The organism is Deltaproteobacteria bacterium (genome assembly GCA_029858205.1).
Classification (GTDB): domain Bacteria; phylum Desulfobacterota; class GWC2-55-46; order GWC2-55-46; family DRQE01; genus JAOUFM01.
The window spans coordinates 158,907-183,915 of sequence record JAOUFM010000002.1; the positions used below are offsets into that span (position 1 = coordinate 158,907).

Sequence of the window (25,009 nt, forward strand, 5' to 3'; positions counted from 1 at the left end):
TGTTTGACCAAAGCATCCCCAGATATCCCGCACACGGAAAAAACAACGCCGTAAAAAACGGCAAAGGGGGCAAACGATGGCCTTATCCATAGCCGACAACTACGCAAGCGTAAGAGAACGCATCCACAGGGCCGCGAGAAAATCCGGGCGCGGCGAAGCGGAGATAAAACTCGTCTGCGTTACGAAGACCGTTGACGTAAAATTGATAAAAGACGCCATAAAGGCAGGCGCCGGCACCTTTGGCGAAAACTACGTGCAGGAGGCAGAGAAAAAGATAAAGGCCCTCTCCTTGAAGCACGTTGACTGGCACATGATAGGGCATCTGCAAAAGAACAAGGCAAAATTTGCGGTAAAGCTCTTTAACATGGTGGAAAGCGTCGATAGCCCGGAGCTTGCCGATATACTATCGAAAAAGGCCGAGACCCCGCTCGACATACTCATCGAGGTAAACCTCGCCAGGGAAAAAACCAAAACCGGAATTGACCCCGCCAAGCTCGACAAGGCGCTTCGCAAGATATCGGAGATGAAGAACGTGCGCGTAAAGGGGCTCATGGCCGTTCCCCCGTTCCATGACAGCGCCGAGCACTCTAGGCCCTATTTTCAGACGCTTAGGAGGCTCGCCGAGAGAATAAACAAGGAACACATACCAAACATATACCTGACGGATCTCTCTATGGGCATGTCTGCCGACTTCGACGTGGCAATAGAAGAAGGCGCGACGATAGTAAGGGTGGGCACGGCGATATTTGGCGAGAGAAAAAAGAAGGACCAATAAAGACGTGTCAAAGACAAGGACCATCGGCTTTATCGGTTCCGGCAACATGGCCGAGGCGCTCATAAAAGGGTTCATCGCCTCTAGAAAAACAACGCCGGACTCGATAGTGGCAAGCGACAGCGCAAGCGACAGGCTCGCCCACATGGCCAAGCGCTACGGCATACGGGTTACGAGCAAGAACTTCGAGGCAGCAGCGTTATCCGATATAATATTTCTTTGCGTCAAGCCCAAGGACCTGGAGGCGGCGCTAAAGGACATCGCTTCCGAACTCGCACCGGAAAAAGCGCTTGTCTCGATAATCGCCGGCAAGACAACGGACTCGATAATGGAAACGCTTAAAGCAGCCGGGCTAAAGCACCACCTCACGGTCATACGCACCATGCCAAACACCCCGGCCCTTATAGGCGAAGGCGTAATCGGGCTCTTTACCCCGCACGGCGTGCCAAAGGCCAAACGCGACGGGATCATAGAGCTCATGGGCTCGGTCGGAGCGGTCTTCGAGGTCGCAAACGAGGAACTCCTTGATTCGGTAACAGGGCTAAGCGGCAGCGGCCCTGCATACGTGTTCCTGTTTATCGAGGCGCTTATAGAGGCAGGCGTCAAACAGGGCCTCCCCGTGGAGCAGGCCAGAGAGATGGCCATAAAGACCGTTAGCGGCGCGGCATCTTTAGCGCTCGAAACAGGCAAGGACATGGGCGAGCTCATAAAGAACGTTTCATCGCCTGGCGGAACCACCATAGAGGGTCTAAAAGCACTCGAGAAAGGCCTGTTCAAGGAAAGTGTGTCCGAGGCAGTTTGTGCGGCAACAAGACGTGCAAAGGAAATATCCGGGACAAAAAATTAAAGAAAAGGATCTATATTCATGGGCATTCTTGCAAACCTTATAGAAGCGATAGCAACGGTTCTCGACATGGCTCTTACGCTCTACATGTTCATACTCATAGCCAGGGCCGTAATATCGTGGGTAAACCCCGACCCCTACAACCCGATAGTGCGCTTTCTCTACCAGGCAACAGAGCCCGTGCTTCGCCCGATAAGGAACAGGCTTCCCTACATGGGCGGGTTCGATATATCGCCCATAATACTCGTGTTCGTAATCGTGTTTCTAAAGATATTCCTCGTAAAATCGCTCTTGCAGCTTGCATTCAAACTTTCGAAGGCATAGCCGCCGATGCCGCCGCAGTTATCCGGCAAGGCTCCCGGGTATCTAAAGGAAACTTCTCGAGGCGTTGTCATTTCGATAATCGTACAGCCGAGGTCTTCTAGGGACGAAGTATTTGGAGAGCACGGCGACATGCTCAAGATAAGGCTAAAGGCCCCTCCGGTCTACGGCGAGGCCAACTCGGCTCTCATATCGTTTCTTTCCAAACTTCTTAAAATACCCAAATCGAGTATCGAGATAACGAGCGGCGAAACATCGAAGAGAAAGACCGTGCTGCTTTGCGGCGTATCGATTGACGGCGCGGCAGAGCGCCTTTTAAAGACAACCTGAAAGTACAATAAAAAAGCGGCCCTGCGATATTTCGCCGGGCCGCGCCATTTTCAAACATACACTATCCAAACAAACCTTACTACTTCGCTACCTTCGTATACTCCCTGTAGAGCATGCTCTCTTCTCTCTGGATACGGGCCTTAAGGGCCCCGACAAAACCGCTAAAATCCGCGCTGAACTCCGTGCTAGACGCGCTTGCCGGGTTCGAATACCTCTCGAAAAATGCTAACGCGGCCTTGGAAACCCCGTCCATATCGCGCGCAAGGGTATCGAGAATCTTGGCAAGGATCTTGTCGTTCTCAGCCGCTTTCTTTAAAACCGGATAAAGCTCCATGTCCTCTTTTTTCAAGTGGTCGAGAAGCTTGCTTTTTATTGCGCCAAGCTTCATCTGCCCATCCCTTGTGGCAGCGCCTATTACGCGCACGCTCTCGAGCGCATCGGCAAGTTCCTTGTGCTGCGACTTCAATTCGTCAATAAGCATTGCCATACGAATACCCTCCTTAGAATATTAATACGAACTGCGAAAACCTCAAAACGTAAAAAACGTAACATTGGTGTGTTTTGGAATAATAACAAAAATACACACCGAAATGCAAGCCCTCAAACAAAAAAATCACCATTCCTTAAAAAGCGAATACAGGCAGTATCCGAGCACTATAATGCCTATGCCGAGGTTTAGCGGCCTTGTCTTTTCCGTTGGCTTCGGCATCATGAGTGCGTCTATGCGTATGGTCTCAAAGAACTTATTTCGTATGAAAAAAGCCGCTATGAGAAGCGCTCCGTAGGCGATGCCCAAGAAAGTCACCATTTTATCTATTTCCTGTATTGTCACGAATCTCTCCCGTTTGTTTTATTGAAAACACTTTCCAGGCTATTTGGCGAAGTACGCGGCCACGAACGGCAGCGCTGCCATGAACACGAGCGCGGCGTAAACAAGGTATTTGATACTTTCCGTATATGCCCTGACCTGGTCTGTCACGAGTGTCATCATCTTCTCGCGCGCAAACGCGTCGAGGTTATTGGCGGTAACGATACCACCGGCGGTCTTCACGCGCCCGAGGAACTCTCCAAGATAAACAAACCTCACGGCACGAAGCACCTGCCTCACTATGAAAGCCCCTACAAACGACGCCGAGCCGGTAACGCCCTCTGCGTTTGCCTTCATGGCCACTATCTGCTCATCCACCACGCGCGTAAATTCCTCGATGCTCATGGCCATGCCTGCGGCCCTCGGAATCCTGGCGATTATGGCAGCGGTCGCCATACCAACGACCTTGTGGACTATGTTCTCCGCTCCTGTAAGCGCCCTCTCGACAACGAGCGCAACGGCATACACAAGACCGAGAAACGCTCCGCCAAGCGCGTACGAGACAAGGAACAAAATGAGGAAAGTGAGCCTTAGCACATCGCTCGTTATCATCGGCGATATGAAGAAATAATACGAAAGCCCTGCTGCCGCAAGAAGAATGTCGGCGCAGATGACGATTGAGAAGATAATTGTCGTAAATATCTTCGCAACCGCGTTCTGCCGCTCTTTGTTTTCCCCTACCCCCACCCCCGAAACTCCGCCTTTGGTGCTCGTGTCCATTCAACCGTCTCCCTCTGCCTGAGATTTAACCGATTACCCGAAATCAAAACAACGCGCGAAGGCTACATTCTACAGTATCGCAAAGCAAAAGGCAACACTGGACGGCCCGGAATGCGGCCCTCACGGACTACGCCATGCCTATGGCCTTTAGATACTTCTCCACGTCTTTATACGAGCCGTCGACACCCGCGAACTTGACGAGATTAACGGCAGTTCTTAGCCAATCAACGGTAGAGGGCTCGAACCTCTTTGCAGCACTAAGAAGGTCCTCCTGCCTAAGCGCCCTCTCGCTGCCCGACTCAAGACTGTGCGCTATGACGCTCTCCTTTGCCTCATCTATCAAACCGTCTATGTCCGCGCCCGAGAAACGCTCTGTCCTCGCGGCAAGGAGATTAAAGTCCATGGGCTCGGCAGGCACGCCCGAGAGTTTTTGCCGAAACATCTCGGCCCTGGCAACGGCATCGGGCGGGGCGATAAAGACCTGCCGCGAGAACCTGCCCGGCCGCTTCATCGCTCCGTCCACGTCCCAGGGCATGTTGGACGCGGCAAGCATGAGAACGCCCTCGTTACTCTTGCCTACGCCGTCTAACTGGTTAAGGAACTCGTTTACTATTGTGCGCGTATTGGCGCTGCCGGACTTGGAGCGCGCAAAGGCCAGCGCATCGAGCTCATCGAAAAACAGCACGCAGGGGCGCCTCTCCCTTGCCTTGTTGAATATCTCGGCAAGGTTATTCTCCGACTCCCCCATCCAGTGGCTAAGTATGTCGCTTATCCCGACAGAGATGAACTCGCAGCCGCACTCCGAGGCTATGGCCTTCGCAAACATCGTCTTGCCGCACCCTGGCGGGCCGTAGAGAAGCACGCCGCCGCCCGACTTCTTGGAAAACCTCGCGAATATCCCGGGGTTCCTAAAAGGCTCGATTATCTTCAACCGCACGGCCTTCTTCATATCCTCCATGCCTACGATGTCGCTAAAGGTAACGCTCTCCTGCTTTGGCACTATCCTTGCGACGTCGCCGCCGTAGGATAGCGCTGTGGCGCCGCCGCCGTCTATGACCCTCAAGCCGCCAGGCGGCTGCGAACCCTCTGCCTTCAACTCGCGGCGAAGCTCGAGATCGTGCTCGAACCCGGGGCATGCTTCTGCCTTGTCGTAGTACAGCGCGGCATCGGCCTTATTGCCAAGGCGCATGAGAGAACGCGCGAGGTTGATGTAGAACCCGCTGGTGCCGGGGACCTTGCCGATAAGAAGCTTATAGTGCTTATAGGCCTCGTCCCATGCCTCTTCTTCCATGAGGAAATCGGCGTACTCCCTTCTGAGGTTTAAATCGAACGGGTCGTCCGAAAGCGCTTTTTCATAGTCCTGCCTTGTCCTATGCACCGGCACCTCTCCTTTCTATCCACTTAGTAAGAGCCGGCGGCCACACCCAGCTCATGATAACATAACCCACCCATAGGACTATGAATACGACCGCAACGGCCGGAGGCGGCCCTATGATTTGTAAAATACCAAAGAACGCCATCGCGGCTATCCACACGGCCGCAGACCCGGTCCATCCGTACCTCAACAGAGGATAAAGCGGCAGCATGGTCCAGTGGGATTTCACCTTCAGACCTATGACGGCCTTGACAGCGTCGGCGTCTGCCGGGGTCTGCCTAAGCACCTCGCGCGCCACCCTCAGGGCTTCCTTATAGCGCCCCTTTTCCTCGAGTATCATTATGAGCAGCCACGCTACGTGCAGCGCATCCGGGTCGTCGCGAAAGAGCTCGCTCACACCGGCCGAGGCGCCCTCCACCTTGCCGTGGCACATGTCTATAAGCACGCATACGACCTTGCAGGCATGGCTCTCGGGGTCGAAGCGAAGCCCCTCTTTGGCAAGTAGCCAGGCCTTTTCGTGGTTATGTGTCTTTAGCATCAAATTACTGTATGAGGCATAAAGCGAAGCGGCCTCCGGATACTCCTTTAAAAGCCCTATCAGGGTGAGTTCCGAGCCGGATAAATCCCCTGCTTCGTCAAGAAGCTTTGCAAGAAGCACCCTTGCCTCGAAGTGCCCAGGCTCCTTCGTAAGAAGCTCCCTGACGGTCGAGAGGGCCTGCGCGTTACTGCCGCTGCCTTCCTCGGTCTTTGCCTTAAAGAGCAGAAGAAGCGTATCGTTTGGATACTTGGCAAGGGCCTTGCCAAGAAGATTCTCGGCAGAGCCGTAGCGCCCTATCTCGACGTAATGCTCTATCTGCGTATAATATGAGATAAGCTCTTCGTCCGCCATGACATTCACCTTACGCCGCCGAAGCGGCGGCCCACACGCCCCATAAAAGCGCGCCCTTTAACGCAAGATCGACTACGATCGCCAGCACAACTGCTGCCCACGGGCTTCTCGGCTTTACGCCAAACATCTCCATTGCCCTGAAATGCTTCTTATGCATCTGGTAATATAGCGCCCACAAAAGCACCGCCCCTATCCTCGGCACATAGTGAAGCAGCCTGTCGCTTCGCATTGATGCCGCCAGGTTCTTTAACGATGTAAAATCGCCGTAAACGTAGAGGGCGTACGCATACGCCGCGGTAAAGAGCGCGATGAGCGCGATATAAAACCGCGCGTCCTTCTTAAGCCGCCCGAGGGTGCTCGAGTTGAGCGCGGCAAAAAGCAGCAGGCCAAACGGGCCGATGAGAAAAGCCACAAAGAACGTCGCGCGCGCCGAATAAAGCGGCTTGCCTGCGGAGTCCTTTTCTATGCTCGGGGTCAGAAGATCGTCCACGCTGTAGATACCCTCTTGTTTATTAGAGGCCGGACGGCGCGCCTTAGCCGGGCGCCGGAAATCGAGTCCGCGGCCAAAAAGCCGCGTAAAGGTCATATTCTACAAGATACGAAAAGAAAACGCAATATGACGGCTCTGGCTGCCTACACCACACCTTGCGAGAAAAGGATCTTCATCTCGAGCCTTATGCCGTCAGGGGTCGCAAGAGAGGCGACCTCGGCGAGGTGCTCCTCTTTGAAACGCTCGCAGTCAGAGGGCGTAAGCGCGGCAACGAACTTTCTAAGCCCCGCGTTCCAGACTATGTCCCACCACTGATTAGCGTCCTTCAGGTTATAGCTCAAATCCCTCTCATCCGAGCGCGAATCCTTAAGCCCTGCCTTTTGCATGAGGCCGATGCATTCCTCTGGCTGATAAAAGCGCTTCCAGTTTGCCGGGGTCTCGACACCGTATCTGCCAATTGTTTTCAAAAACATCTCCATCTCTGGCGAGAACGCGCCGGAGGCAAAGCTCGTTGCGATTATTTTTCCTCCGGGCCGCACCCTGCTTACAACATGCTTTAAAAGCGCCTCCATGTCCTCGACAAAGAAGATGCTGAAGGCGAATACGGCCGCATCGAAGTATTCCGGCGGGAACTCGAGCGTCTGCATGTCCATGGAAAAGAACTCGACATTTTCGATGGCCCTGGCCTCGGCCTTTTTCCTTGCGACAGCGAGCATACCCTCTGAGAAGTCTATGCCCGTTACAAAGCCGTTTGGAATGGCCGCTGCGATTTCTATTGCCGCGTTTCCGGTGCCTGCGGCAACGTCGAGCACGCGCTCGTCTCCCTTAAGGCCTAGAAAGCCCGGGATGAGACGGGCACTGTCCCTAAAAAACCGCAATGCCTCGCAGTCGTAACCCTCTGCAGCAGCATCGAATGCGCTCTTGAGTTTTAGTTTTTGTTCGTGGTCGGTCGGGTGGTTGGCCATAATTGTATCTCCCGAAATATAAAATCGATTTCAAACATAAATACATTTGCGCCGGCAGAAGACCGGGGTTTAAGAAAGACTTAGCTCCGTAACCCCTCACCTTTATCCTCTCCCCAATGCGATTGGGGAGAGGAATTTTTGAAAATCACTTTACACAGCAAGAACCGCTTAACTTCCAGGACGGTATCTACGCCACTATAAGGCTTTTTTTAAAGTTCCCAATATTGCCACGGCTTCTTCTTTGTCATACTCGGAAATATACTTAGACTTTATGGCTATCTTCAGGTATTTCCTTGCTTTCCCTATATTACTCTTATTCCTAACATGTAAATATATCTTCGCCAGATCCAATGCCGCGCCTCCATTACGAAGACCAATTGCTTTCTTAAACCAATGCCTCGCTCTTTGAAAGTTGGCAATACTTCTATACATTGTTCCTATGTTGCCTGCTGCAGACCCGTCACCACTTCGCACTGCTTTCTTATACCAAAACATTGCCTTTTTAAAATTTTTACTTACCCCCTTGCCAACATCGTAACAATACCCGAGATTCAGAAAAACTTCCTCCTCGCCGGACAGCGCTGCTTTTTTAAATATATCAAAAGCAACCCTGGGCTTACCTGCATCCCATGCCTTGCACCCTCTTTCAATGGTAGTTAGCATCACAACTCCTTCTAAAGTCGTGTATGGCGGGTCATACCCGCCATACCTTGATGTGCCTTGTTCTGCCACAAAAGTCACCTACGACAAAAACCGTGACCCCTCACCTTAATCCTCTCCCCTTTTGCGACTGGGGAGAGGCAGGCCGAGGGCCTGCACCCGCATAAAAAAATCCCTCTCCACGCATCAACGTGGGGAGAAGTCGCCCGACTCGCGGGAAAAGGGAGAGTGGCACCGGGCTTAATTTGCATGTCGTAAGCTCCAACCGTTAAAAAGGGCGCTGTCCCCTTTTCCGAAATATTACTTTGCAAAGCAAGAACCGCTTAACTTCCAAGGCAGTATCTACGCCACTTTATCTAAATGAACATTTATTTGACGGCATATAGTTAGCAAATATATCTACCGTCATGGGTGCAAAAATATGAAAACCATACTTCAGCAGCCCCTCTTTGACAATTTTATTCGTTCTCTCATACGACCACACCCCACCATGAGTTTCCGTAAGTTTCACACCACTTTCATCTATAACTACATCGGCTAGATTACTCACGCTGCCATCAAGCATTTCAGTCAACAAACCACCCTTCTTGTCCACCCGGAAAATTAATGTCGCCATATATGGTTTGCCTGTGGAACTCTCTCCGCCGCATCTAGTCATAAAAACTACTGCCTTTTCTTTCTCCAAATCAGAAATATATTTTTGAACATATATATCAAAATCAGAAGAAGCGTTCGAAATATTACCCAGACAAAACACCAAACCGATTATTAGAAACAGCACTCTAACTCGCATAAATTACTGCCCTCTATAAGTATTCACATAAACACCAGTCCGTATGGTTGGCATCGCCCACCGTCTCCTACCCTGTCCCAATTTTACCACAAAAGCCGCCTGCGGCAAAGGCCGTAACCCCTCACCTTAATCCTCTCCCCTTTTGTTATAAGGGGAGAGGATTTTGAGGAAACTGCCAATGCCAGTGGTCGAGAATAACTACTAGTGCTCAAATAAAACTCCCTCTCCCCAATTGCAACGGGGAGAGGGAAAAAGGGAGAGGGGCACCGGGCTTGATTTGCATTTCGTAAGCTCCGTAGATTTTTTGTCGGGTTACGCTTCTCTAACCCGACCTACCCGGCTTCACAGAAAAATTTGAGGCTATGGGCTCACCTTTGTCAAATCAAAAAAATCTACCAAAAAAATAATTAAAATTAAAATTGCCAATGGTAGCATGACCTTACTAGCTAACTTTCGCTTCTCCTCATTCTCAAATTTTACGCCGGAAATAATTCCCTTACTTGCCAAATATTGATACATGCAAAAAATAATACCTGCAAAATATAGTACCCCTTCAAAAATTCTCATAATTAACCTCGTAGTTTATTGTGATGCCAAACCATCAAGCATTTCATCAGTGAAAGTGATTGTTATGTCTGTGCTATCTATTGCCGTTTGAATTTCAGTTACAGAAACCGAACCTTTTATTGGCGGCGTCTTAACAAATCCACCGACCGCAACATCTGTTACTACTCCTGCAGTCCGTATGGTTGGCATCGCCCACCATTCCTTACTCCGCCCCAATTCTACCACAAAAACCCGCAAGCTTGGCCGTCAAGCGAGACAGCGGCTTTTACCTAATCATAAACCGGCAAGTTGCCTGTCAGGCTAGGCGTGCGGGTCTCTCTTTTGCGTTCGCAAGTTTGTCGCCAGACGAGGCAGAGCACAAAACATATCCTAACCCGACCAAGCCGTCAAGTTTTGCGCGAGACTAGGCAGACGGCGTTTTTTCGCGCAGGCGTATTTTTTCAATACGTCGAGCAAGAAAAAACGCCGTCAACAACGTATCGCGCAAAAATCGACGGCTTAATAGAAAAATCAAAGGGGCGGCTATATGGTTCATAACCGCCCCCCTGCTCATCGCTGTATCGTCCCGGGTGCAACCTTGCTGTAAAAAGGACCTCACATCACGCCCCTGCCTTTGAGAGAAGCGAGCCTTGAGCGCCGCCTCCTCCTGCCTCGCTGCCAGTAACACGCGCCTTTGCGAGTAAAAGCTCATGCATGCCTGCGTGCGGTCTGGATGCGTCGAAAAGCACTTCCATCTTCTTACCGTCAAAGCGGTGCCGCTTTATGAACTCGGTAAGGGCAGACATATTCCGCTCTATCTCTTTAAGCTCCACCTCGCTAAGGCCCATGGAGGAGAACTCTTCGTGCATGGCCTTAAATAGCTCCTCATGCATTCTGGAGGCAACTGTGCCTATATTCTCGCGGTACAGCCAGCAGGCAGCTGCAAACGAGTCCGCGAACACGCCAAAGCGCGAGGCCTTTAGCTCGCCGTGCTTCTTGGCAATGCCGTAGAAAAGCGCGTTAACGGTCTTTACGATATCCGAGACCCGCTCCTCGCCTATGGTTACTTTTCTGGCTTCAACTGTCATAGGTTTATAAGGCCCTTCTTGCCGCAAATATTCATCTGTTTTTGTACATAAGATTGCTTCGTCGCTTCGCTCCTCGCAATGACAGAGGCGCGTTTGGGCATGCTACTCATCCGCATTCGCAAGTTTAGCGCCAGAAAACCCAGCCGCCATTCACAAAACCGCCTGGTTTTGGCTCAGACGAGACGCGCTGCCCCATCTTTCGCATTCGCAAGTTTGTCGCCTAAGAATCTCTTAATAAACTTGGCAAGTTTGCTGTCAGGCTAGGCGACTGGCATTTTTGCTCCGCAGGCGTATTCAGTAATACGTCGAGGAAGCAAAAATGTCAGGCAACGACGCCTGACGGCAAAATCGCCAAGTTTAACCGCACTCGGAGTATCCGCATCCGCGGCAGACAACGCAGCCGTCAGCATGCTCCACCGTCCCTCCGCAGTCCGGGCACGCGCCGCGCTTGAATATATCGGGCGCAAGCGTAAACGGCAGCTCCATGCCTGCAGAGGCCCTGTTTATAAGCTCTTCCTTACCGAGCATCAAAGGCTCCTTAACGGCCCTCTTTAGCCCAAGATACCACTCAACTGCCTGCGCCATGGCATCGGAGCAGGAGAGCACCTTCGAGCCTCCAAACCCTACGGGCAGGTGGCAGCTTATGCCGCGCATCTGCTTTATTATTTCATCGGCCTGTATGCCGCCGCGCATGGCAAGGGAGGTAAGCCTTCCGATTGCCTCGCACTGGCTGGTTGCGCACCCTCCTGCCTTGCCCATCTGCGTAAATATCTCGAACGGGCGGCCTTCCGGGTCCTCGTTTATCGTGACGTAAAGGTTGCCGCACCCTGTCTTCATACGCTTGGTAACGCCGAATGCGACCTCGCCCCTTGGCTTTGGCGTAAGAGAGGCTACGCGCGCTGTCTCTGCCGATATCGCCGGAGTAGCGGCAGCGGTCATGACCGTCTCTTTTTTCTCGCTTCCGCGCGTGAGCACCTGGCCGTCCTTTGAGCCGTCGCGGTACACTGTAACGCCCTTACACCCAAGCTTATAGGCAAGCTTATAGACGTTCGAGACGTCTTCGACAGTTGCCTCTGTCGGGAAGTTAACGGTCTTACTTACTGCGTTATCGGTATACTTCTGGAACGCGGCCTGCATGCGTATATGCCACTCAGGCGTTATATCGTGGGCTGTTACAAAGACCCTCTTATGCTCTCTCGATACGCCGTCGACGTCGTGGAGCCCGCCTGTCTTTGCCACTTCCTGCAGGAGGGCAGCTGAGTAGAAACCTTCTTCCTTTGCGATTTCCTCAAAAAGCGGGTTTACTTCGACAAGCTGCGTGCCTTCCATGACGTTACGCGTAAAGGCAAGGGCAAAGAGCGGCTCGACCCCTGAAGAACACCCTGCCATGATGGATATGGTGCCTGTGGGAGCAATGGTCGTAACGGTAGCGTTTCTTACCTCGCCGTCTCCTCTCTTATCATAGGCAGAGCCCTTGAAGTTCGGGAACGCGCCCCTCTTCTTTGCAAGCTCCCTGGATGCCTCTCTGCCGGTGGACTGCACAAAGCCCATGACCTTCTCTGCAGCGTCTATGGCCTCTTCGGAATCATACGGGATGCCGAGCCTTATAAGCATGTCAGAGAAGCCCATGACGCCAAGCCCTATTTTACGATTGCCCTTTGTCATCTTCTCTATCTCGACAATGGGGTACTTGTTCATGTCAATGACGTTATCGAGGAACCTGACGGCCTTTCTCGTTGTATCTGCAAGCTTATCCCAGTCGACATCGTAGGTGGCGTGGCCGTTCTCGCCTGTTTTAACGAGCATGCGGCTTAGGTTTATGGAGCCCAAGTTACATGACTCGTAGGGAAGAAGCGGCTGCTCTCCGCAGGGGTTCGTGGACTCTATCCATCCGATATGCGGCGTGGGGTTGTCCATGTTTATCCTGTCGATAAATATTATGCCCGGGTCCCCGTTTTGCCATGCGTTGTTGACGATTTTATCGTAGACCTCTTTGGCCCTAAGCGTGCCCATGGGCTTACCGCCGCGCGGGTTCTTAAGCTCGTACTCCGAGTCATTTTCAAGGGCGTTCATGAAGTCTTCGGTGACGTTGACCGAAATGTTAAAGTTATTCAAACGGCCGTTATCTTCCTTACAGGTAATGAAGTTCATGATATCCGGGTGGTCGACGCGAAGGATGCCCATGTTGGCGCCCCTTCTTGTCCCGCCCTGCTTGATTGCCTCGGTCGCGCTGTCAAATACCGTCATGAAGGACACTGGCCCCGACGATATGCCGGAGGTCGAGCCTACGACGTCGCCGGAGGGCCGAAGGTTAGAGAAACTAAACCCGGTGCCGCCGCCGGACTTGTGTATGAGTGCTGTGTGTTTCAGGGCATCGAAGATACTCTCCATGGAATCGCCTACCGGCAAAACGAAACAGGCCGACAGCTGCTGAAGCTCCCTACCCGCGTTCATAAGGGTTGGCGAGTTCGGCAGGAACTCAAGCGAGGTCATCATGTCGTAGAAGGTATTGGCCATCTTTTCGACCTCGGCCTCGGTTGCTCCGTAGTTCTTCTCTGCGGTCGCGATATTGGTGCTTACCCGCCAAAACATCTCCTCCGGGGTCTCTAACGGTTTGCCATTTTCATCTTTTCTAAGATAACGCTTCTCAAGGACCTTTCTCGCGTTATCGCTTATGCCTGTTTTCTTGGCCGGGGCCTTCTTGTTGTTCGCCGGGGAAGTGACCCTTGGAACCTTGCCTGTGGAATGATCCTTGCCCACTGTCGTGTGGGGCGCGATGTGCTCTGCCATTTCTGAAATACCCTCCCTCTTGTAGCGTTCTATGCCCTATAGCGATATATTCAAAGTTTTTCCTGCCAGGATGGCTTAACTACCTAATTTATAAGGAAAAAGTACTATATATGCCGTATAGCCGCATTGCTTACACCATATATAGTATACTTTGGCTATTCTTGTCAAGCTAAAAAATATCCACGCCAACTGAAAAAAGAGGTGGTTTTCGGGCCTTTGCTGGCAACGGTTCCGGCGGGTTTTGATAAACGTTGAATACGGTATGGCAAAAAGACCGGCGCGCCTGGCGGCTGCAGCAACTATTTATTGCCCGCTCTAAGGCGTTTTGCTACAATCAAACGGGATAAAATCACGAAACCCAAAACCCATGATAATACCAGTACGCATATACTACGAGGACACGGACACAGGCGGGGTGGTCTACTACGCCAATTATCTAAAATACTTTGAACGCGGCAGGACCGAGTACCTAAGAGAAAAAGGGATCGAGCTAGAAGAGCTTCATAAAAAAGGCATCGTCTTCGTGGTGGTCCGGGCTGAGGCAGACTACCTCTCCCCTGCAAAATACGGCGACCTCCTGCATGTAAAAACAGAGCTAAAGGAAAAGACAGGGGCAACCATAACATTCTCTCACGAAGTTACGAAGGCAGGCTCCGACGCCATAGTGGCCAGAGGACTTGTGCAGCTTGCATGTGTTGGCGAAGGCGGCAGGCCTCTGCGACTGCCACGTGAGATAGCCAATATTATTTAACCCAACCCATAACGAATCTTACGCAAGGCATCCGGCTATCCTCCAAAAAACACTGCCAAATGAAGCCGCGTTCTATAGATTCCTCGCAATCCTTACATAAAGCTCAGGAAGCGCCGTAGAAAGCCTGTCCACTCCCGGGACAACGGCATAATTTCCCCTGCCAAATAAACGCGTCAGGTATGCCGGGGCCCCGGCATCAAGCGTAAGACAAAACGGCGCTATGCCGTCTTTCTCTGCCTCTCTAAGTGCCATGCGTGTATCCTCCGCGCCGTATTTTCCCTCATACTCATCGACATCGTTGGGCTTGCCGTCGGAGATAACAAAAAGCAACTTCAGGGAACTTTTTTCCTTTCCAAGAAGCGCGGCAGAATGTCTTATGGCAGGCCCCATGCGCGTATAGTGGTATGGTATGAGACCGCCTATCCTGCCCCTCACCTCTCGTCCGTAAGCCTCGTCAAAACCCTTTATTCGAAAATACCTGACATTCTCCCTTGTCTTACCGGAGAATCCGCATATAGCATACCGCTCTCTATGTCCGGCCAGTGCCTCGCAGAGCACTATCAAGGCCTCTTTTTCGTGATCTATCACCCTTGCGGATTTAAGCCAAGCGTCCGTGGACATGCTAAGGTCGACAAGAAAGAGCACGGACAGGTCCTTCTCTGTCCGCGGGTTTGTCATATAGAGCCTGTCATCGGGCTGCAGCCCGGCACTGATGTCGGTAAAGGCCTCGACCACGGCATTCAGGTCTATATCCTCGCCGTCGAACTGCCTGCCGGTAAACCTTCTTACCGGCGTTATGGCCTCGAAGCGCCGCCTTGCCTCCTTTATGAGCGAGGCACGCAGCTCAAGCGTTCTGTCGCCAAATCCTTTGTCATGATTCCCTTCAACCGTCTCTTCTTTGAGCTTTGCGTACTCCTTCTTGTATGAAACCCTCTCGTAATCCCACTCATCGTATGCAAAACAACCATTTGGCGTCTCCTGCCCGGCCTCTATGGATACTATCGTTTTTCCCTTCTCCAGTTCGGCATCGAAATAATTCGAGGTGCCGCGCTCCACCTCGGCGATGCTTATCTCCTCCATGCTGTCGGCCTTGTCCCTGTTATCCTTATCTTCGTCGTCGTCGAAGGGGCGCCGCACGTTTACGAACCTCGCCCAGGAAAGCATCTTGTCGTAGATATTCAACATCCACCCTGCCTCGTTCTCACGCTCGTTTATATTCTCGCGCTTGGCAAAGTATCCGGACCTTTCTCCTTCTTTTCCCGGGCCTCTGGAATCCTTATTATCATTTTTTTCTCCGCGCTCAGAACCGGCCAATACCGTTGTGCCGGCCTCTAACAACTCCAAAACAAGTCTTCCCCATACAAAAAACGGCATCACAGCGCCGTAGCGCGGTTTTCTGCCTTTAACCCCCAAAATATCCACGGCAACCTTCCCTGCCTCCGAAAAACTCTGCGCAGGGGACGACAACACACCGGGGCCCTGGCCGACACCGGCCACGGCATCCCTTAACAAGGCTTCCATCTTCGTCTCGGCGGCATTTAAAATACCGGCTGCCGGGCGCTTGCCCATGAGCGCGGCCGACACCTTTGTCCACGGACGAAGAAGCCCTGGAAACTCCCGCAACATAAGCGAGCCAAGCCGCTTATTCTCCAATATCCAGAATGCATCCGAGAGAACACGGCAAGAAGCGAGTTCGGCCTTGCGCGAGGCCGCAAACTCAAGGGTTTCGTATTTTATCTGGAAGGAAAGAAAAAAAACAAGAAGCCTCAATGCATCGAACTGCGCATCCAGGCTGTCCATGACATCTACCTTTTCGGGCAGATAAAACGTATCTCCATCGCTAAAGCCAAAGGCATGCTCGGCAAGCGGCGAGACCTTGCCCATCCTACCCAGGATAGCCTTATACGGCGCAGCCCCCGGGCCGCCGCGAAAAGTCTTAACACGCACTTCCCTGCCGGCGGATATAGAGGCCACCAGGCCAAGCCTTTTAACATGCTCCTCAACGCCAAGCTCAACGCCTTTATCTGTCCGGCCAGCGAGTTTCGCCCTGACAAGGTAATTATAGGCCTTGTCTATGGCCTTTCCGGCAAGATGCTCTATTCCAAGATCCATTCGTCATCATCCGAATACTGCGGTTACGATATCCATCAGGGCCTTCTCGAATTCTTTATCGTCGGTCAGGCACTTGACTATAGCCGCCTCGCAGGCACGCACCGGGTCGAGCCCCTCAGCCATAAGCATCGCCGCGTTTACGAGAAGTCTCGTACCGGGCGGCGTATCCAGAGACGTGGCCGCAGCGCGGCGCATCCTGTCGGCGAGGATAACGAGCTTTTCCGAGGCCTCTGCACCCAAGCCGCTCTCGACACATACTATTTCAGCCTCGACCTTTGGCTCGGGGTAATCGAACTCGAGGGCCGCGAACCTTTGACGCGTACTGGTCTTTAAATCCTTGAGTATATGCTGGTACCCGGGATTGTAGGAAACCACAAGCATGAAATCGTCGTGCGCACGCAGTTCCTCTCCGGTTTTCTCTATTGTCATAGCACGCCTGTCGTCGGCAAGCGGGTGTATGACAACGGTAGTATCCTTTCTGGCCTCGACCACTTCATCGAGATAGCATATGCCGCCTGTCCTGACGGCCCTGGTAAGAGGGCCGTCGGTCCAGACAGTTTCATTTCCTTTTATGAGATATCTTCCAATCAGGTCCGAGCCGGCCAAGTCGTCGTGACACGAGACGGTATGGAGCGTCAGTCCCAGGCGCGCAGCCATATGGGCGACAAACCGCGTCTTGCCGCAGCCGGTAGGCCCTTTTATAAGCACCGGTATCTTTTTCCTGCAGGCTGCGAGAAAAACCTCGACTTCGCTCCCTACCGGCCTGTAATAAGGCAATTCACCGGCGCCGGCCTCGCTCGTCACGACTCCCTGACGCATCTTCATGCCGTCTTTGACCTCTTGCCGATTGTGAAGAAATCATAAAGATACACGACGAGCCCCAAGAGGAAGGTTACGCCGAAAAACAACCTTATGCCGTAAAACACGCTCATGTGCGACTGCGTTTCCATATACGACATACCAAGCACTCTTTGCAAGTAGCTCTGCACTATGCCGGCACCGGTAAGGGCCAGGGCCATGAATATCATGGAAACAACCATTGTCCAAAAGGCGAATATCTCGGCCTTCTGGTTAGTTATCTGCGCGTTCCTTATCTGGGGCACCGCATAAGAAGCCATGGCAAGCACTATAACGGCATATGCGCCAAAGAAGGCCAGGTGGCCGTGGCTAGCCGTAATCTGTGTGCCGTGCGTGTAGTAATTTATCTTCGGAAGCGTATGCATGAAGCCCCACACTCCGGCGCCAAGAAACGAAAGCACGGCTGCGCCAACGGTCCAGTGAACGGCCGCGCGGTTAGGATGCTCTCTTGCGCGCTTGCTGACCATGGAGAACGAAAACGCGACCATCGCGGCAAACGGCAGCACCTCTATGGCCGAAAACCACGCGCCCCAGGTCTGCCAAAATTCCGGCGTGCCTATCCAGTAATAGTGGTGTCCTGTGCCTATGATGCCGGTAAAGAAGGTCAGCCCTATTATCACATAAAGCCACTTCTCGGCCACCTCTCTGTCCACGCCGGTGAGCTTAATGAGAAGGAAAGCAAGTATGGCGGCCATGATAAGCTCCCACACACCCTCTACCCAAAGATGAACGACCCACCACCAGTAATACTTATCAACGGTCATATTGTCAGGTTTATAGAAAGAGAAAAGATACAAAAGCGCTAGGCCGACAAAGCCTATAAAGAACACTATCGACACGCTCGTTCTCTTTCTGCCCTTTATAAGGGTCATGAGTATATTGAATAGAAACATTAGTACGACGACGACTATTGCCGCCTTTATTATCGTGGGTTGCTCAAGGAACTCTCTACCGTCGTGCCAGCCGAAAAGATACCCGACTATGGCCGTTGCACCGCCGGCAAGAAAGAGCCAGAACTGCACATGGGCAAGCTTTGTGCTGTATATCTCGCCCTCGACCTCTTCGGGTATCATAAAATAAGCCGAACCCATGAAACCGAAGAGTATCCACACGATCAGAAGATTGATGTGTATCATCCTTGCGATGTTAAAAGGTATCGCCGGAAACAGAAAATCCGGTAAAAGGTACTGAATACCTATTACCAGGCCGAAAAGTATCTGTGCGGCAAAAAGCACCATCGCGCCCACAAAATAAGGGTACGCCGCCTTCTGAGATTCATACTTAATTTGCATTTTATCCTCCGCTTTATTTTTCTATTCTCGTTATTTTACGCCCTCAACCCTGCACATTGGGTGGCCAGTTGGACGTATCGACGTGTCCCATCCACTTAAAAAACTCGACAAGACCGTTGATATCCTCCTCGGAAAGATTGAACTGCGGCATCCTTCTCGTTGAGCCCCAGCCCTGCTTTGCCGCCGTTTGAAGGATACTCCTGACGCCGTCCTCGCCGCGCCTGGCTATAACATTGCCGAGTTCCGGCGCATAGTATGCCCCTTCGCCAAGAAGCGTATGGCAATCTATGCACGCATGCCTTTCCCACACCTTCTTGCCGTGCGCAACCGCAGGTGTTATGTTTTCGGGATGCGTCCTCTCCGGGTACGAGGCGTGCGACATAACGGTCATAACTATGAAAACTGCCGTAACGACCAGTGTGCCGCCTATAAAAATATTTCTTGCCGATGTCTTGGTCATCTAAGACCTCCTTTCTTATTGATAGGGTCATTTAACCAGAAGACAGCGCCCCGTAAAATGACTTTTATCAGTATAATCAAAACTCCTTTACTCTCTACTACCTGGCACTGCGCAGCCCGTAAAACTGACTTTTGTCATACTTCGCGCCAAGCCTCAAAAAATGCGAGAAAACAGTTTCTTTTCAACAGGAAATACGCTATGATATCCAATTAAACCGCGCGGCAGTATAAAGGCGTCCACGCGGCATTTTACGCCTACGGGGGAAGACAAAAGGACATGGCAAACACGGTAAACGAATCCATCAGAAACATTGCAATCATCGCGCACGTCGACCACGGCAAGACAACCCTTGTCGACTGGATGCTGAAACAGGCCGGCATATTCCGCTCCAACGAATCGGTGCAGGACCGCGTGATGGACAACATAGACCTCGAAAGAGAGCGCGGCATAACCATCATGGCCAAGAACGCCGCCGTCGAGTACAAGGGCGTAAAGATAAACATCGTTGACACGCCAGGGCACGCGGACTTTGGCGGCGAAGTAGAAAGGACGCTAAAGATGGTAGACGGCGTGCTTCTCTTGGTCGACGCCTCAGAGGGGCCTCTACCCCAGACGCGCTTTGTCATGAAAAAAGCGCTTGAACTTAAGCTTCCGCCAATACTCGTAATAAACAAGATAGACCGCCAGGACGCAAGGGTGCAGGAAGTACTCAACGAGGTCTACGACATGTTCATAGACCTTGACGCAACAGAAGAGCAGCTCGACTTCCCGGTCGTATACGCAATTGCAAGACAGGGCATGGCAAAGCTAAAGATGGAGGACTCATCCGACAGCCTAAAGCCCCTCTTCGACCTTCTCATAGAAAAGATCCCCGCTCCCAAGGGCGACCCGGCCTCCACCGAACAAGCCCTTGTAACGAACATAGATTACAGCGATTACGTCGGCAGGCTCGCTATCGCAAGGATATTTGGCGGGACCGTAAAGGCCGGACAGCAAATCGGCGTTGTAAGAAAAGGCGGCGAGCTCACAAAGGGTAAGATCTCGGCGCTCTATACCTTCTCAGGGCTCGGCAGAACAGAGGCAAAAGAGGCAAAGGCCGGGGATATCGTGGCTATCGCAGGATTGGAAAACGTCACGATAGGCGACACCATAACCTCGCAGGAAAACCCGGCGCCCCTTGAGAGAATCAAGGTCGATGAGCCGACCATCTCCATGGTGTTTTCCATAAACAACTCCCCGCTCTCCGGCACCGAGGGTAAGCTCGTCACATCGAGGAATTTAAGGGACAGGCTCGAAAGAGAGCTCCTCTACAACGTCTCGATAGAGGTCGAGTTCGACAAGGCCGACACCTTCAAGGTAAAGGGCAGAGGAGAGCTGCAGCTTGCCATCCTTATCGAAATGATGCGCAGAGAGGGCTATGAGCTTTCGGTAGCCATGCCCGAAACAATCACAAAGGAAATCGATGGAAAGACCTACGAGCCGATGGAGCTTCTTGTAATCGACGTTCCCGAGGAGTTCGTGGGAGCCGTGACATCGAGTGTAGGACAAAGAAAAGGCAAGATGCTAAAGATGCAAAACAACAACCACGGCCGCGTCCGTCTCGAGTTCAGGATACCGTCGAGGGGGCTAATCGGCTTTCGCTCGAAGTTCCTTACCGATACAAAGGGCATGGGCCTTCTAAACCACCTCTTCGACGGCTACGAGCCCTGGCACGGCCCCATGACCAAGAGAAACACCGGAGTGCTCGTTAGCGACAGGGCCGGCAAGACAACGGCTTACGCGATATTCAACCTCCAGCCAAGAGGCACGCTCATAGTCGAAGAAAACATACAGGTCTACGAGGGCATGATAGTTGGCGAGAACTCAAGAGAGAACGACCTTGACGTGAACATCACGAAGGAAAAGAAACTGACGAACATGCGCTCCGCAGGAGCCGACGACGCGCTTCAGCTCGTGCCGCCGCGTAATTTAAGCCTCGAAGACTCGCTCGAGTTCATAAAGGAAGACGAACTCGTCGAGATAACGCCAAAGTCCATAAGGCTTAGAAAGAAGATACTCGAAGCCAACAAAAGGCCAAAAGGCAAGCATGAATAGACGCGCTAAAGATTGTTGCCTTAAAAGCCGCAGGGCGGTATAATCCGTAAGCAGCTTTAATCAGACCCGGAACACAAAAAACATCGGCAAGAAGGCGCGGCCTGCCGCGCCAATCAACACGCGATATGGCAGAGAAAAGGGACAACAGACGCGTATCATTTCGGGCGATGGTGAAATACGGGCCAACCGAAAAACGCGAACACACGTCATTCCTGACCGACATGTCGGACACGGGGCTTTGCATAAAGACCAACACCGTTTACCGTCCAGGCACAAAAATATTCATGAGTGTCGAGGTGGAAGACAAGGAATACCCCGCAGAAGGCATCGTGATGTGGGCCAAGATCGTGCCGCCGCAGCTCGTAAGAGTTACAAAAAACGGCATGGGCATTCAGTTCACATTCGTGGACATGGAACTTCTCGAGTACTACTACGCAAGACTTACCTGAGCCGCTCTACCCCGCGTATCAGGTCTATCGAAGCATCCACCATCATATCGAATATCTTTTTTCCTTTTTTAGCGTCGGCCTTTGCCGGGTTGCCCCACACCGCTCCGGGCCACTGGCGAAGCTTATCCCTTACTATGTAAGGCTTGACAAAGGCCGGATACTCTTCTTTTGAACGGCCCTTTACGAGCTTGGGAAGAAGGTGCAGTATAAGGGACGTCTCTATCTCCCCTGCGTGCGAATCGTTCTCCGTCTCTGCGATTTTACGCGCATCCTTTGGAAGTATATCGTAAACGCACACTGCCGCTGCCTTGACTGCCTTGTATTTCATGACAACGGCCTCTGCAGCCTCCTTCATTGCCGCCGCGTGCATGCCGCCGCCGTGGCCGGATATGAGGATAAAGTTCCTAAGCCCTTTTGCGTACGCGTCATCGAGTATGTCGGTTGTGAGGGCGCGAAGTGTCGCCGGCGTTATGGTCACCGTGCCCGGGTGCGGCCCGGTAGAGGTGCAAACGCCGTAATGTATGACAGGAGCGATAAAGGCGTCGACGCGCCCCTCAACTTCCTTAAGCACGGCCTCTATGACGAACGTATCTGTTGACAAAGGCAGGTGCGTTCCGTGGGCCTCGACAGTGCCATAAGGCACGACAAGTGTCTTGGTCTTTTTAAGGCCTGCCTCGAACTCCTTCATCGTTATATCGGAAAGTCTCATGGCTTGCCTCCTTTTCTTCGGTAACCTTAACCGTTTAATCGTGCTCGTCGTGGACGGCAAACGGGCCGTGGCTGTGCGTGTGCACGACGTCGCCGTGGCGGTGCGCGTGCTCGTGGATGAGGTTACAATCGAGAAGAAGCGTCTTGTTGGTGAGTATGCCTTTTGGGTCCCCGTCCGCTGCTATCCGGTGCGCCTCGTCCAGAATAACGACACGCGCGGAAAAATCAGCGGCAAGGCTCAAATCGTGCGTTGCCATGATGATGGTCTTACCGGAGCTGCAAAGCGCTGCGAGAAGTTCGACAAGCCAGACCTGCGTTCTCGGGTCAAGGCCGTTTGTGGGCTCGTCGAGTATAAGGACCTCGGGGCCGGAAGAAAGCACCGAGGCTATGGCAACCTTCTTTTTCTCGCCGCTGCTTAAGGTATACGGGGCGCGGTCTCTAAGGTGCCCGAGCCCGAGCATCTTAAGCGTGTCCTCGACGCGTCCCTCTATCTCCTCTTTAAGAAGCTTAAGCTGGCGCGGCCCGAATGCTATCTCCTCGTACACGGTGGGGCAAAAGAGCTGAGAGTCGGCCTCGTGGAACACGAACCCAACGCGCTCTCTAAAGCCCGTTGAGTTAAAGCCCTTTTTCATGGGCTCGCCGTAGAACTTTATAACGCCCTTTGTCGGGTGGATAAGCGCGTCAAGAAGCTTAAGAAGCGTTGATTTCCCGGAGCCGTTGGCGCCGAGCACGGCAGTGCACTCGCCCTCGTAGAACTTGAGCTCGATGTCGTTTAGCGCCTGAAAGCCGCCGTAGCTGTAGCTTACGCGCTCGATGGAGTATAGTTCTTTTCTGTGCATTCCTTATGCCCCCGGAAATTCTATAACGTAAACGAGATAAAGAAAAGAAAAAAAGCCGCAAATACGAAAAAATAATCCTTGAAGGCGAGTTTTGGCGGCTCAGGCGTTATCAGGGAGCCGCCAAAACCCCTCGCCCTCATGGCCATCGAGACCTCTTCTGCCGTGGCAAACGACCTCTCGAAAAGAAGCGCTGCCCCAAAACCGGCCCACCCTGCGGCACCCCTAAATCCTTTGCGGCTGACAACGCGCGCCTTTCTTGCCATGCTGAAATCCTCCATAAACCTCGCTACCACGAACACGTAGCGAAAAGCCATGAAAAGAGCCGATGTAAATAGCGCGGGCAGCGGCAGCGCGCCAAAACCTTCGAAAAGTTCCTCCTCTTTTGTGGTCAACAGAAGAAGCGCAACGAACGAGGCCATGACAAAAACCCTCAAAACAAGCTTCGATAAAATCAGCGCGCCGTCAACGGTTACGACAAGTTCTTGCGGATAAAACGCCACGGAGTAGAGCTCTGCTCCGGGCGTAAAAAACGAGAACGCCACAGGAAGCGCGACGATGAACGTAAAAAGCGCCGGCACGACTACTCTCCTGGCAACAGCGCGAAGCGTAAGCGATGACATCCACGCAAGGAACACCGCAAGCCACAAAAAGGCCAGCAGCGGCTCAAACTCGTTTACAACGCCTGCGGCTGCCGTAACTGCAGCAAGCCCCGCTATCTTTGCCCTCGCGTCCACGCGCTGAAGAAGCCCGAGCCGTACGGCAAAGGAATGCGCGCCGAATACAGAGCGCAAAAAAGCGGCTGCGGCCTTAAGGTTGGCCTCGACCACTCCGGCCCCAAGCCTTTTGCCGCGTTCGTAAGACGGCCGTTTTCCGGTAAGCCAGCCCGGCACTATCATCTTTTTCTCCTGAACCTTTCAACAACATACATAAGAAGCACTATCGCCATGCTGCCAAACACCGCAGAGGCTATGTACTCAACCACCGGCATCGAGCCGGAAACAGTATAATCCGGGATAACGCCGCTCCAAAACTCGCCCCAGCGCCGTATGCCTTCGGGCACGTACCCAAGCCTTGCTTCAATTTCGGCAATACTCCACTCGCCCCATGCCGCGTCCTTTGCAATGAGCCCGAGCGGGGTAAATACCGCAAGCACTATAATTGCCGATACCAGCCGATTCCTTTTTACCATGAGCGCATCCGTAATATCAACAAACGTCCCCTTCTTCATAAGCAGGGCAACTACGAGCGCGGTCATGAGCCCCTCGGCAGGAGCGACGATTAAAAGATGCGGCGCCATCACGGCCGTAAGCGTAACCTTCAAGGGGTAGGGCGCGTAGAGCGGAACCCCGGCATCCGAGACCGAAAGGATTGGCTGCACGCCAAGCTCCATTGCCGTAAGGAACGCCGAGACAGAAGATGCCAGGTACGCGGCAATAAAGGCCGCGATTGCGCTCATTCTAACGCTTCCCCTGCCTCCCGATAAAAGCCCGAACACGTGCGCCGAGATAACGGCCATCACAAGAGCGATGTTGAAGGCGTTTACGCCGTATGTGGTGATGCCGCCGTCGGCGAATACGACGGCCTGAAGAAGAAGGGCGATGCTCACTGCGGCAACGGCCGGCCATGGCCCGAGCATTATGGCCAGTATGGCCGTGCCTGCCACGTGCGCGCTCGTGGCGCCGGGAAGAGGAAAATTAAACATCATTATGACAAATGAGAACGCTGCGCCAAGGGCAACCAGCGGGGCCTTGAGAAAGGCGTCTTCGCCATCTTTACGCGGTTTTCTAAAGGCCATGTACCAGGCAGGCAGCATTGCCGCGTAGAACGCGCCGCAGGTAGCGGGGCTAAGATATCCGTCCGGTATGTGCATTAAACGGCAAAACCTCCATTATATATCGAACACGGCGCAGACCGCATAAACCAAAGAACCCCTCTTCCGTAAAAAGAGGGGTTCTCCCTGTAAATGCGGCGCACGGCCCATGCATATTTTATAAC

General features: G+C 52.6%; 27 protein-coding genes. 7 read left to right on the forward strand and 20 right to left on the reverse strand.

The window, feature by feature from the left end:
* Window positions 1-76: 76 nt before the first annotated feature.
* The 4 genes from OEV59_02240 to OEV59_02255 are packed head-to-tail and all read left to right on the forward strand — an operon-like array spanning window position 77 to window position 2,267.
* Window positions 77-775, forward strand: a complete 699-nt coding sequence (locus OEV59_02240) for a YggS family pyridoxal phosphate-dependent enzyme (protein ID MDH4226562.1) — start codon at window positions 77-79, stop codon at window positions 773-775.
* Window positions 776-779: 4 nt separating this feature from the next.
* Entirely contained in the window at window positions 780-1,619 is an 840-nt protein-coding gene (gene proC / locus OEV59_02245; GenBank protein MDH4226563.1) for a pyrroline-5-carboxylate reductase, read from the forward strand.
* 18 nt (window positions 1,620-1,637) lie between these two features.
* On the forward strand, window positions 1,638-1,940 hold the full coding sequence (locus OEV59_02250; protein ID MDH4226564.1) for a YggT family protein: 303 nt from the start codon (window positions 1,638-1,640) through the stop codon (window positions 1,938-1,940).
* A gap of 6 nt (window positions 1,941-1,946) precedes the next feature.
* A complete protein-coding gene (locus OEV59_02255) occupies window positions 1,947-2,267 on the forward strand; it encodes a DUF167 domain-containing protein (protein MDH4226565.1) in 321 nt (106 codons plus the stop codon).
* 79 nt (window positions 2,268-2,346) lie between these two features.
* On the opposite strand, the gene OEV59_02260 is transcribed toward OEV59_02255, so the two are convergent.
* From OEV59_02260 to OEV59_02315, 12 genes are all read right to left on the reverse strand, one after another.
* Complete coding sequence (locus OEV59_02260) at window positions 2,347-2,754, reverse strand: hemerythrin domain-containing protein (GenBank protein MDH4226566.1); 408 nt, start codon at window positions 2,752-2,754, stop codon at window positions 2,347-2,349.
* Window positions 2,755-2,880: 126 nt separating this feature from the next.
* Window positions 2,881-3,099 carry a hypothetical protein gene (locus OEV59_02265; protein ID MDH4226567.1) on the reverse strand — a complete coding sequence of 73 codons (219 nt, stop codon included), beginning with the start codon at window positions 3,097-3,099 and terminating at the stop codon, window positions 2,881-2,883.
* Window positions 3,100-3,138: 39 nt separating this feature from the next.
* Window positions 3,139-3,855: a hypothetical protein gene (locus tag OEV59_02270; protein MDH4226568.1), complete on the reverse strand. Its 717-nt coding sequence runs from the start codon at window positions 3,853-3,855 to the stop codon at window positions 3,139-3,141.
* A 127-nt stretch (window positions 3,856-3,982) separates the two neighbouring features.
* Window positions 3,983-5,233, reverse strand: coding sequence for an AAA family ATPase (locus tag OEV59_02275; GenBank protein ID MDH4226569.1), 1,251 nt, complete (start codon window positions 5,231-5,233; stop codon window positions 3,983-3,985).
* Window positions 5,226-6,119 carry a tetratricopeptide repeat protein gene (locus tag OEV59_02280; GenBank protein MDH4226570.1) on the reverse strand — a complete coding sequence of 298 codons (894 nt, stop codon included), beginning with the start codon at window positions 6,117-6,119 and terminating at the stop codon, window positions 5,226-5,228. The genes OEV59_02275 and OEV59_02280 overlap by 8 nt, the downstream gene beginning before the upstream one ends.
* A gap of 10 nt (window positions 6,120-6,129) precedes the next feature.
* Window positions 6,130-6,609 carry a hypothetical protein gene (locus OEV59_02285; GenBank protein ID MDH4226571.1) on the reverse strand — a complete coding sequence of 160 codons (480 nt, stop codon included), beginning with the start codon at window positions 6,607-6,609 and terminating at the stop codon, window positions 6,130-6,132.
* Window positions 6,610-6,752: 143 nt separating this feature from the next.
* Window positions 6,753-7,574 (reverse strand): methyltransferase domain-containing protein, encoded by an 822-nt coding sequence (locus tag OEV59_02290; GenBank protein MDH4226572.1) that lies wholly within the window; start codon window positions 7,572-7,574, stop codon window positions 6,753-6,755.
* A 195-nt stretch (window positions 7,575-7,769) separates the two neighbouring features.
* The gene (locus OEV59_02295) at window positions 7,770-8,306 is read right to left on the reverse strand and encodes a sel1 repeat family protein (GenBank protein MDH4226573.1); all 537 of its coding nucleotides are present in this window, start codon (window positions 8,304-8,306) and stop codon (window positions 7,770-7,772) included.
* Window positions 8,307-8,586: 280 nt separating this feature from the next.
* Window positions 8,587-9,027: a hypothetical protein gene (locus tag OEV59_02300; GenBank protein ID MDH4226574.1), complete on the reverse strand. Its 441-nt coding sequence runs from the start codon at window positions 9,025-9,027 to the stop codon at window positions 8,587-8,589.
* Between the two features lie 582 nt (window positions 9,028-9,609).
* The gene (locus OEV59_02305) at window positions 9,610-9,783 is read right to left on the reverse strand and encodes a hypothetical protein (protein MDH4226575.1); all 174 of its coding nucleotides are present in this window, start codon (window positions 9,781-9,783) and stop codon (window positions 9,610-9,612) included.
* Window positions 9,784-10,193: 410 nt separating this feature from the next.
* A complete protein-coding gene (locus OEV59_02310; GenBank protein MDH4226576.1) occupies window positions 10,194-10,661 on the reverse strand; it encodes a hypothetical protein in 468 nt (155 codons plus the stop codon).
* A gap of 357 nt (window positions 10,662-11,018) precedes the next feature.
* Complete coding sequence (locus OEV59_02315) at window positions 11,019-13,451, reverse strand: vitamin B12-dependent ribonucleotide reductase (protein ID MDH4226577.1); 2,433 nt, start codon at window positions 13,449-13,451, stop codon at window positions 11,019-11,021.
* Window positions 13,452-13,818: 367 nt separating this feature from the next.
* Here OEV59_02315 and OEV59_02320 point away from each other — a divergent pair, with 367 nt between their 5' ends.
* Entirely contained in the window at window positions 13,819-14,202 is a 384-nt protein-coding gene (locus tag OEV59_02320) for a YbgC/FadM family acyl-CoA thioesterase (GenBank protein MDH4226578.1), read from the forward strand.
* Window positions 14,203-14,274: 72 nt separating this feature from the next.
* Here OEV59_02320 and OEV59_02325 read toward each other — a convergent pair whose 3' ends face one another.
* Genes OEV59_02325 through OEV59_02340 form a run of 4 tightly spaced genes read right to left on the reverse strand, consistent with a single transcriptional unit; the run spans window position 14,275 to window position 18,924 of the window.
* On the reverse strand, window positions 14,275-16,314 hold the full coding sequence (locus tag OEV59_02325; GenBank protein MDH4226579.1) for a hypothetical protein: 2,040 nt from the start codon (window positions 16,312-16,314) through the stop codon (window positions 14,275-14,277).
* A 6-nt stretch (window positions 16,315-16,320) separates the two neighbouring features.
* Window positions 16,321-17,139 carry an AAA family ATPase gene (locus OEV59_02330; protein ID MDH4226580.1) on the reverse strand — a complete coding sequence of 273 codons (819 nt, stop codon included), beginning with the start codon at window positions 17,137-17,139 and terminating at the stop codon, window positions 16,321-16,323.
* Window positions 17,136-18,464 (reverse strand): cbb3-type cytochrome c oxidase subunit I, encoded by a 1,329-nt coding sequence (locus tag OEV59_02335; GenBank protein MDH4226581.1) that lies wholly within the window; start codon window positions 18,462-18,464, stop codon window positions 17,136-17,138. Before OEV59_02335 ends, OEV59_02330 begins: the two co-directional genes overlap by 4 nt.
* 43 nt (window positions 18,465-18,507) lie before the next feature.
* Complete coding sequence (locus tag OEV59_02340; GenBank protein ID MDH4226582.1) at window positions 18,508-18,924, reverse strand: cytochrome c; 417 nt, start codon at window positions 18,922-18,924, stop codon at window positions 18,508-18,510.
* Window positions 18,925-19,200: 276 nt separating this feature from the next.
* Here OEV59_02340 and typA point away from each other — a divergent pair, with 276 nt between their 5' ends.
* Together typA and OEV59_02350 are read left to right on the forward strand one after the other, a co-directional pair.
* The gene (typA, locus tag OEV59_02345) at window positions 19,201-21,018 is read left to right on the forward strand and encodes a translational GTPase TypA (GenBank protein MDH4226583.1); all 1,818 of its coding nucleotides are present in this window, start codon (window positions 19,201-19,203) and stop codon (window positions 21,016-21,018) included.
* Between the two features lie 125 nt (window positions 21,019-21,143).
* Window positions 21,144-21,467 carry a PilZ domain-containing protein gene (locus OEV59_02350; protein ID MDH4226584.1) on the forward strand — a complete coding sequence of 108 codons (324 nt, stop codon included), beginning with the start codon at window positions 21,144-21,146 and terminating at the stop codon, window positions 21,465-21,467.
* On the opposite strand, the gene OEV59_02355 is transcribed toward OEV59_02350, so the two are convergent.
* From OEV59_02355 to cbiM, 4 genes are read right to left on the reverse strand one after another with little or no spacing between them, the layout of a single operon-like run.
* The gene (locus OEV59_02355; protein MDH4226585.1) at window positions 21,460-22,176 is read right to left on the reverse strand and encodes a creatininase family protein; all 717 of its coding nucleotides are present in this window, start codon (window positions 22,174-22,176) and stop codon (window positions 21,460-21,462) included. The two genes, OEV59_02350 and OEV59_02355, sit on opposite strands and share 8 nt — an antisense overlap.
* Before the next feature lie 34 nt (window positions 22,177-22,210).
* Window positions 22,211-23,014, reverse strand: a complete 804-nt coding sequence (locus tag OEV59_02360; protein ID MDH4226586.1) for an energy-coupling factor ABC transporter ATP-binding protein — start codon at window positions 23,012-23,014, stop codon at window positions 22,211-22,213.
* A gap of 20 nt (window positions 23,015-23,034) precedes the next feature.
* Window positions 23,035-23,910 (reverse strand): cobalt ECF transporter T component CbiQ, encoded by an 876-nt coding sequence (cbiQ, locus tag OEV59_02365; protein MDH4226587.1) that lies wholly within the window; start codon window positions 23,908-23,910, stop codon window positions 23,035-23,037.
* Window positions 23,907-24,884, reverse strand: coding sequence for a cobalt transporter CbiM (gene cbiM, locus OEV59_02370; protein MDH4226588.1), 978 nt, complete (start codon window positions 24,882-24,884; stop codon window positions 23,907-23,909). The genes cbiQ and cbiM overlap by 4 nt, the downstream gene beginning before the upstream one ends.
* Between the last annotated feature and the right edge of the window lie 125 nt (window positions 24,885-25,009).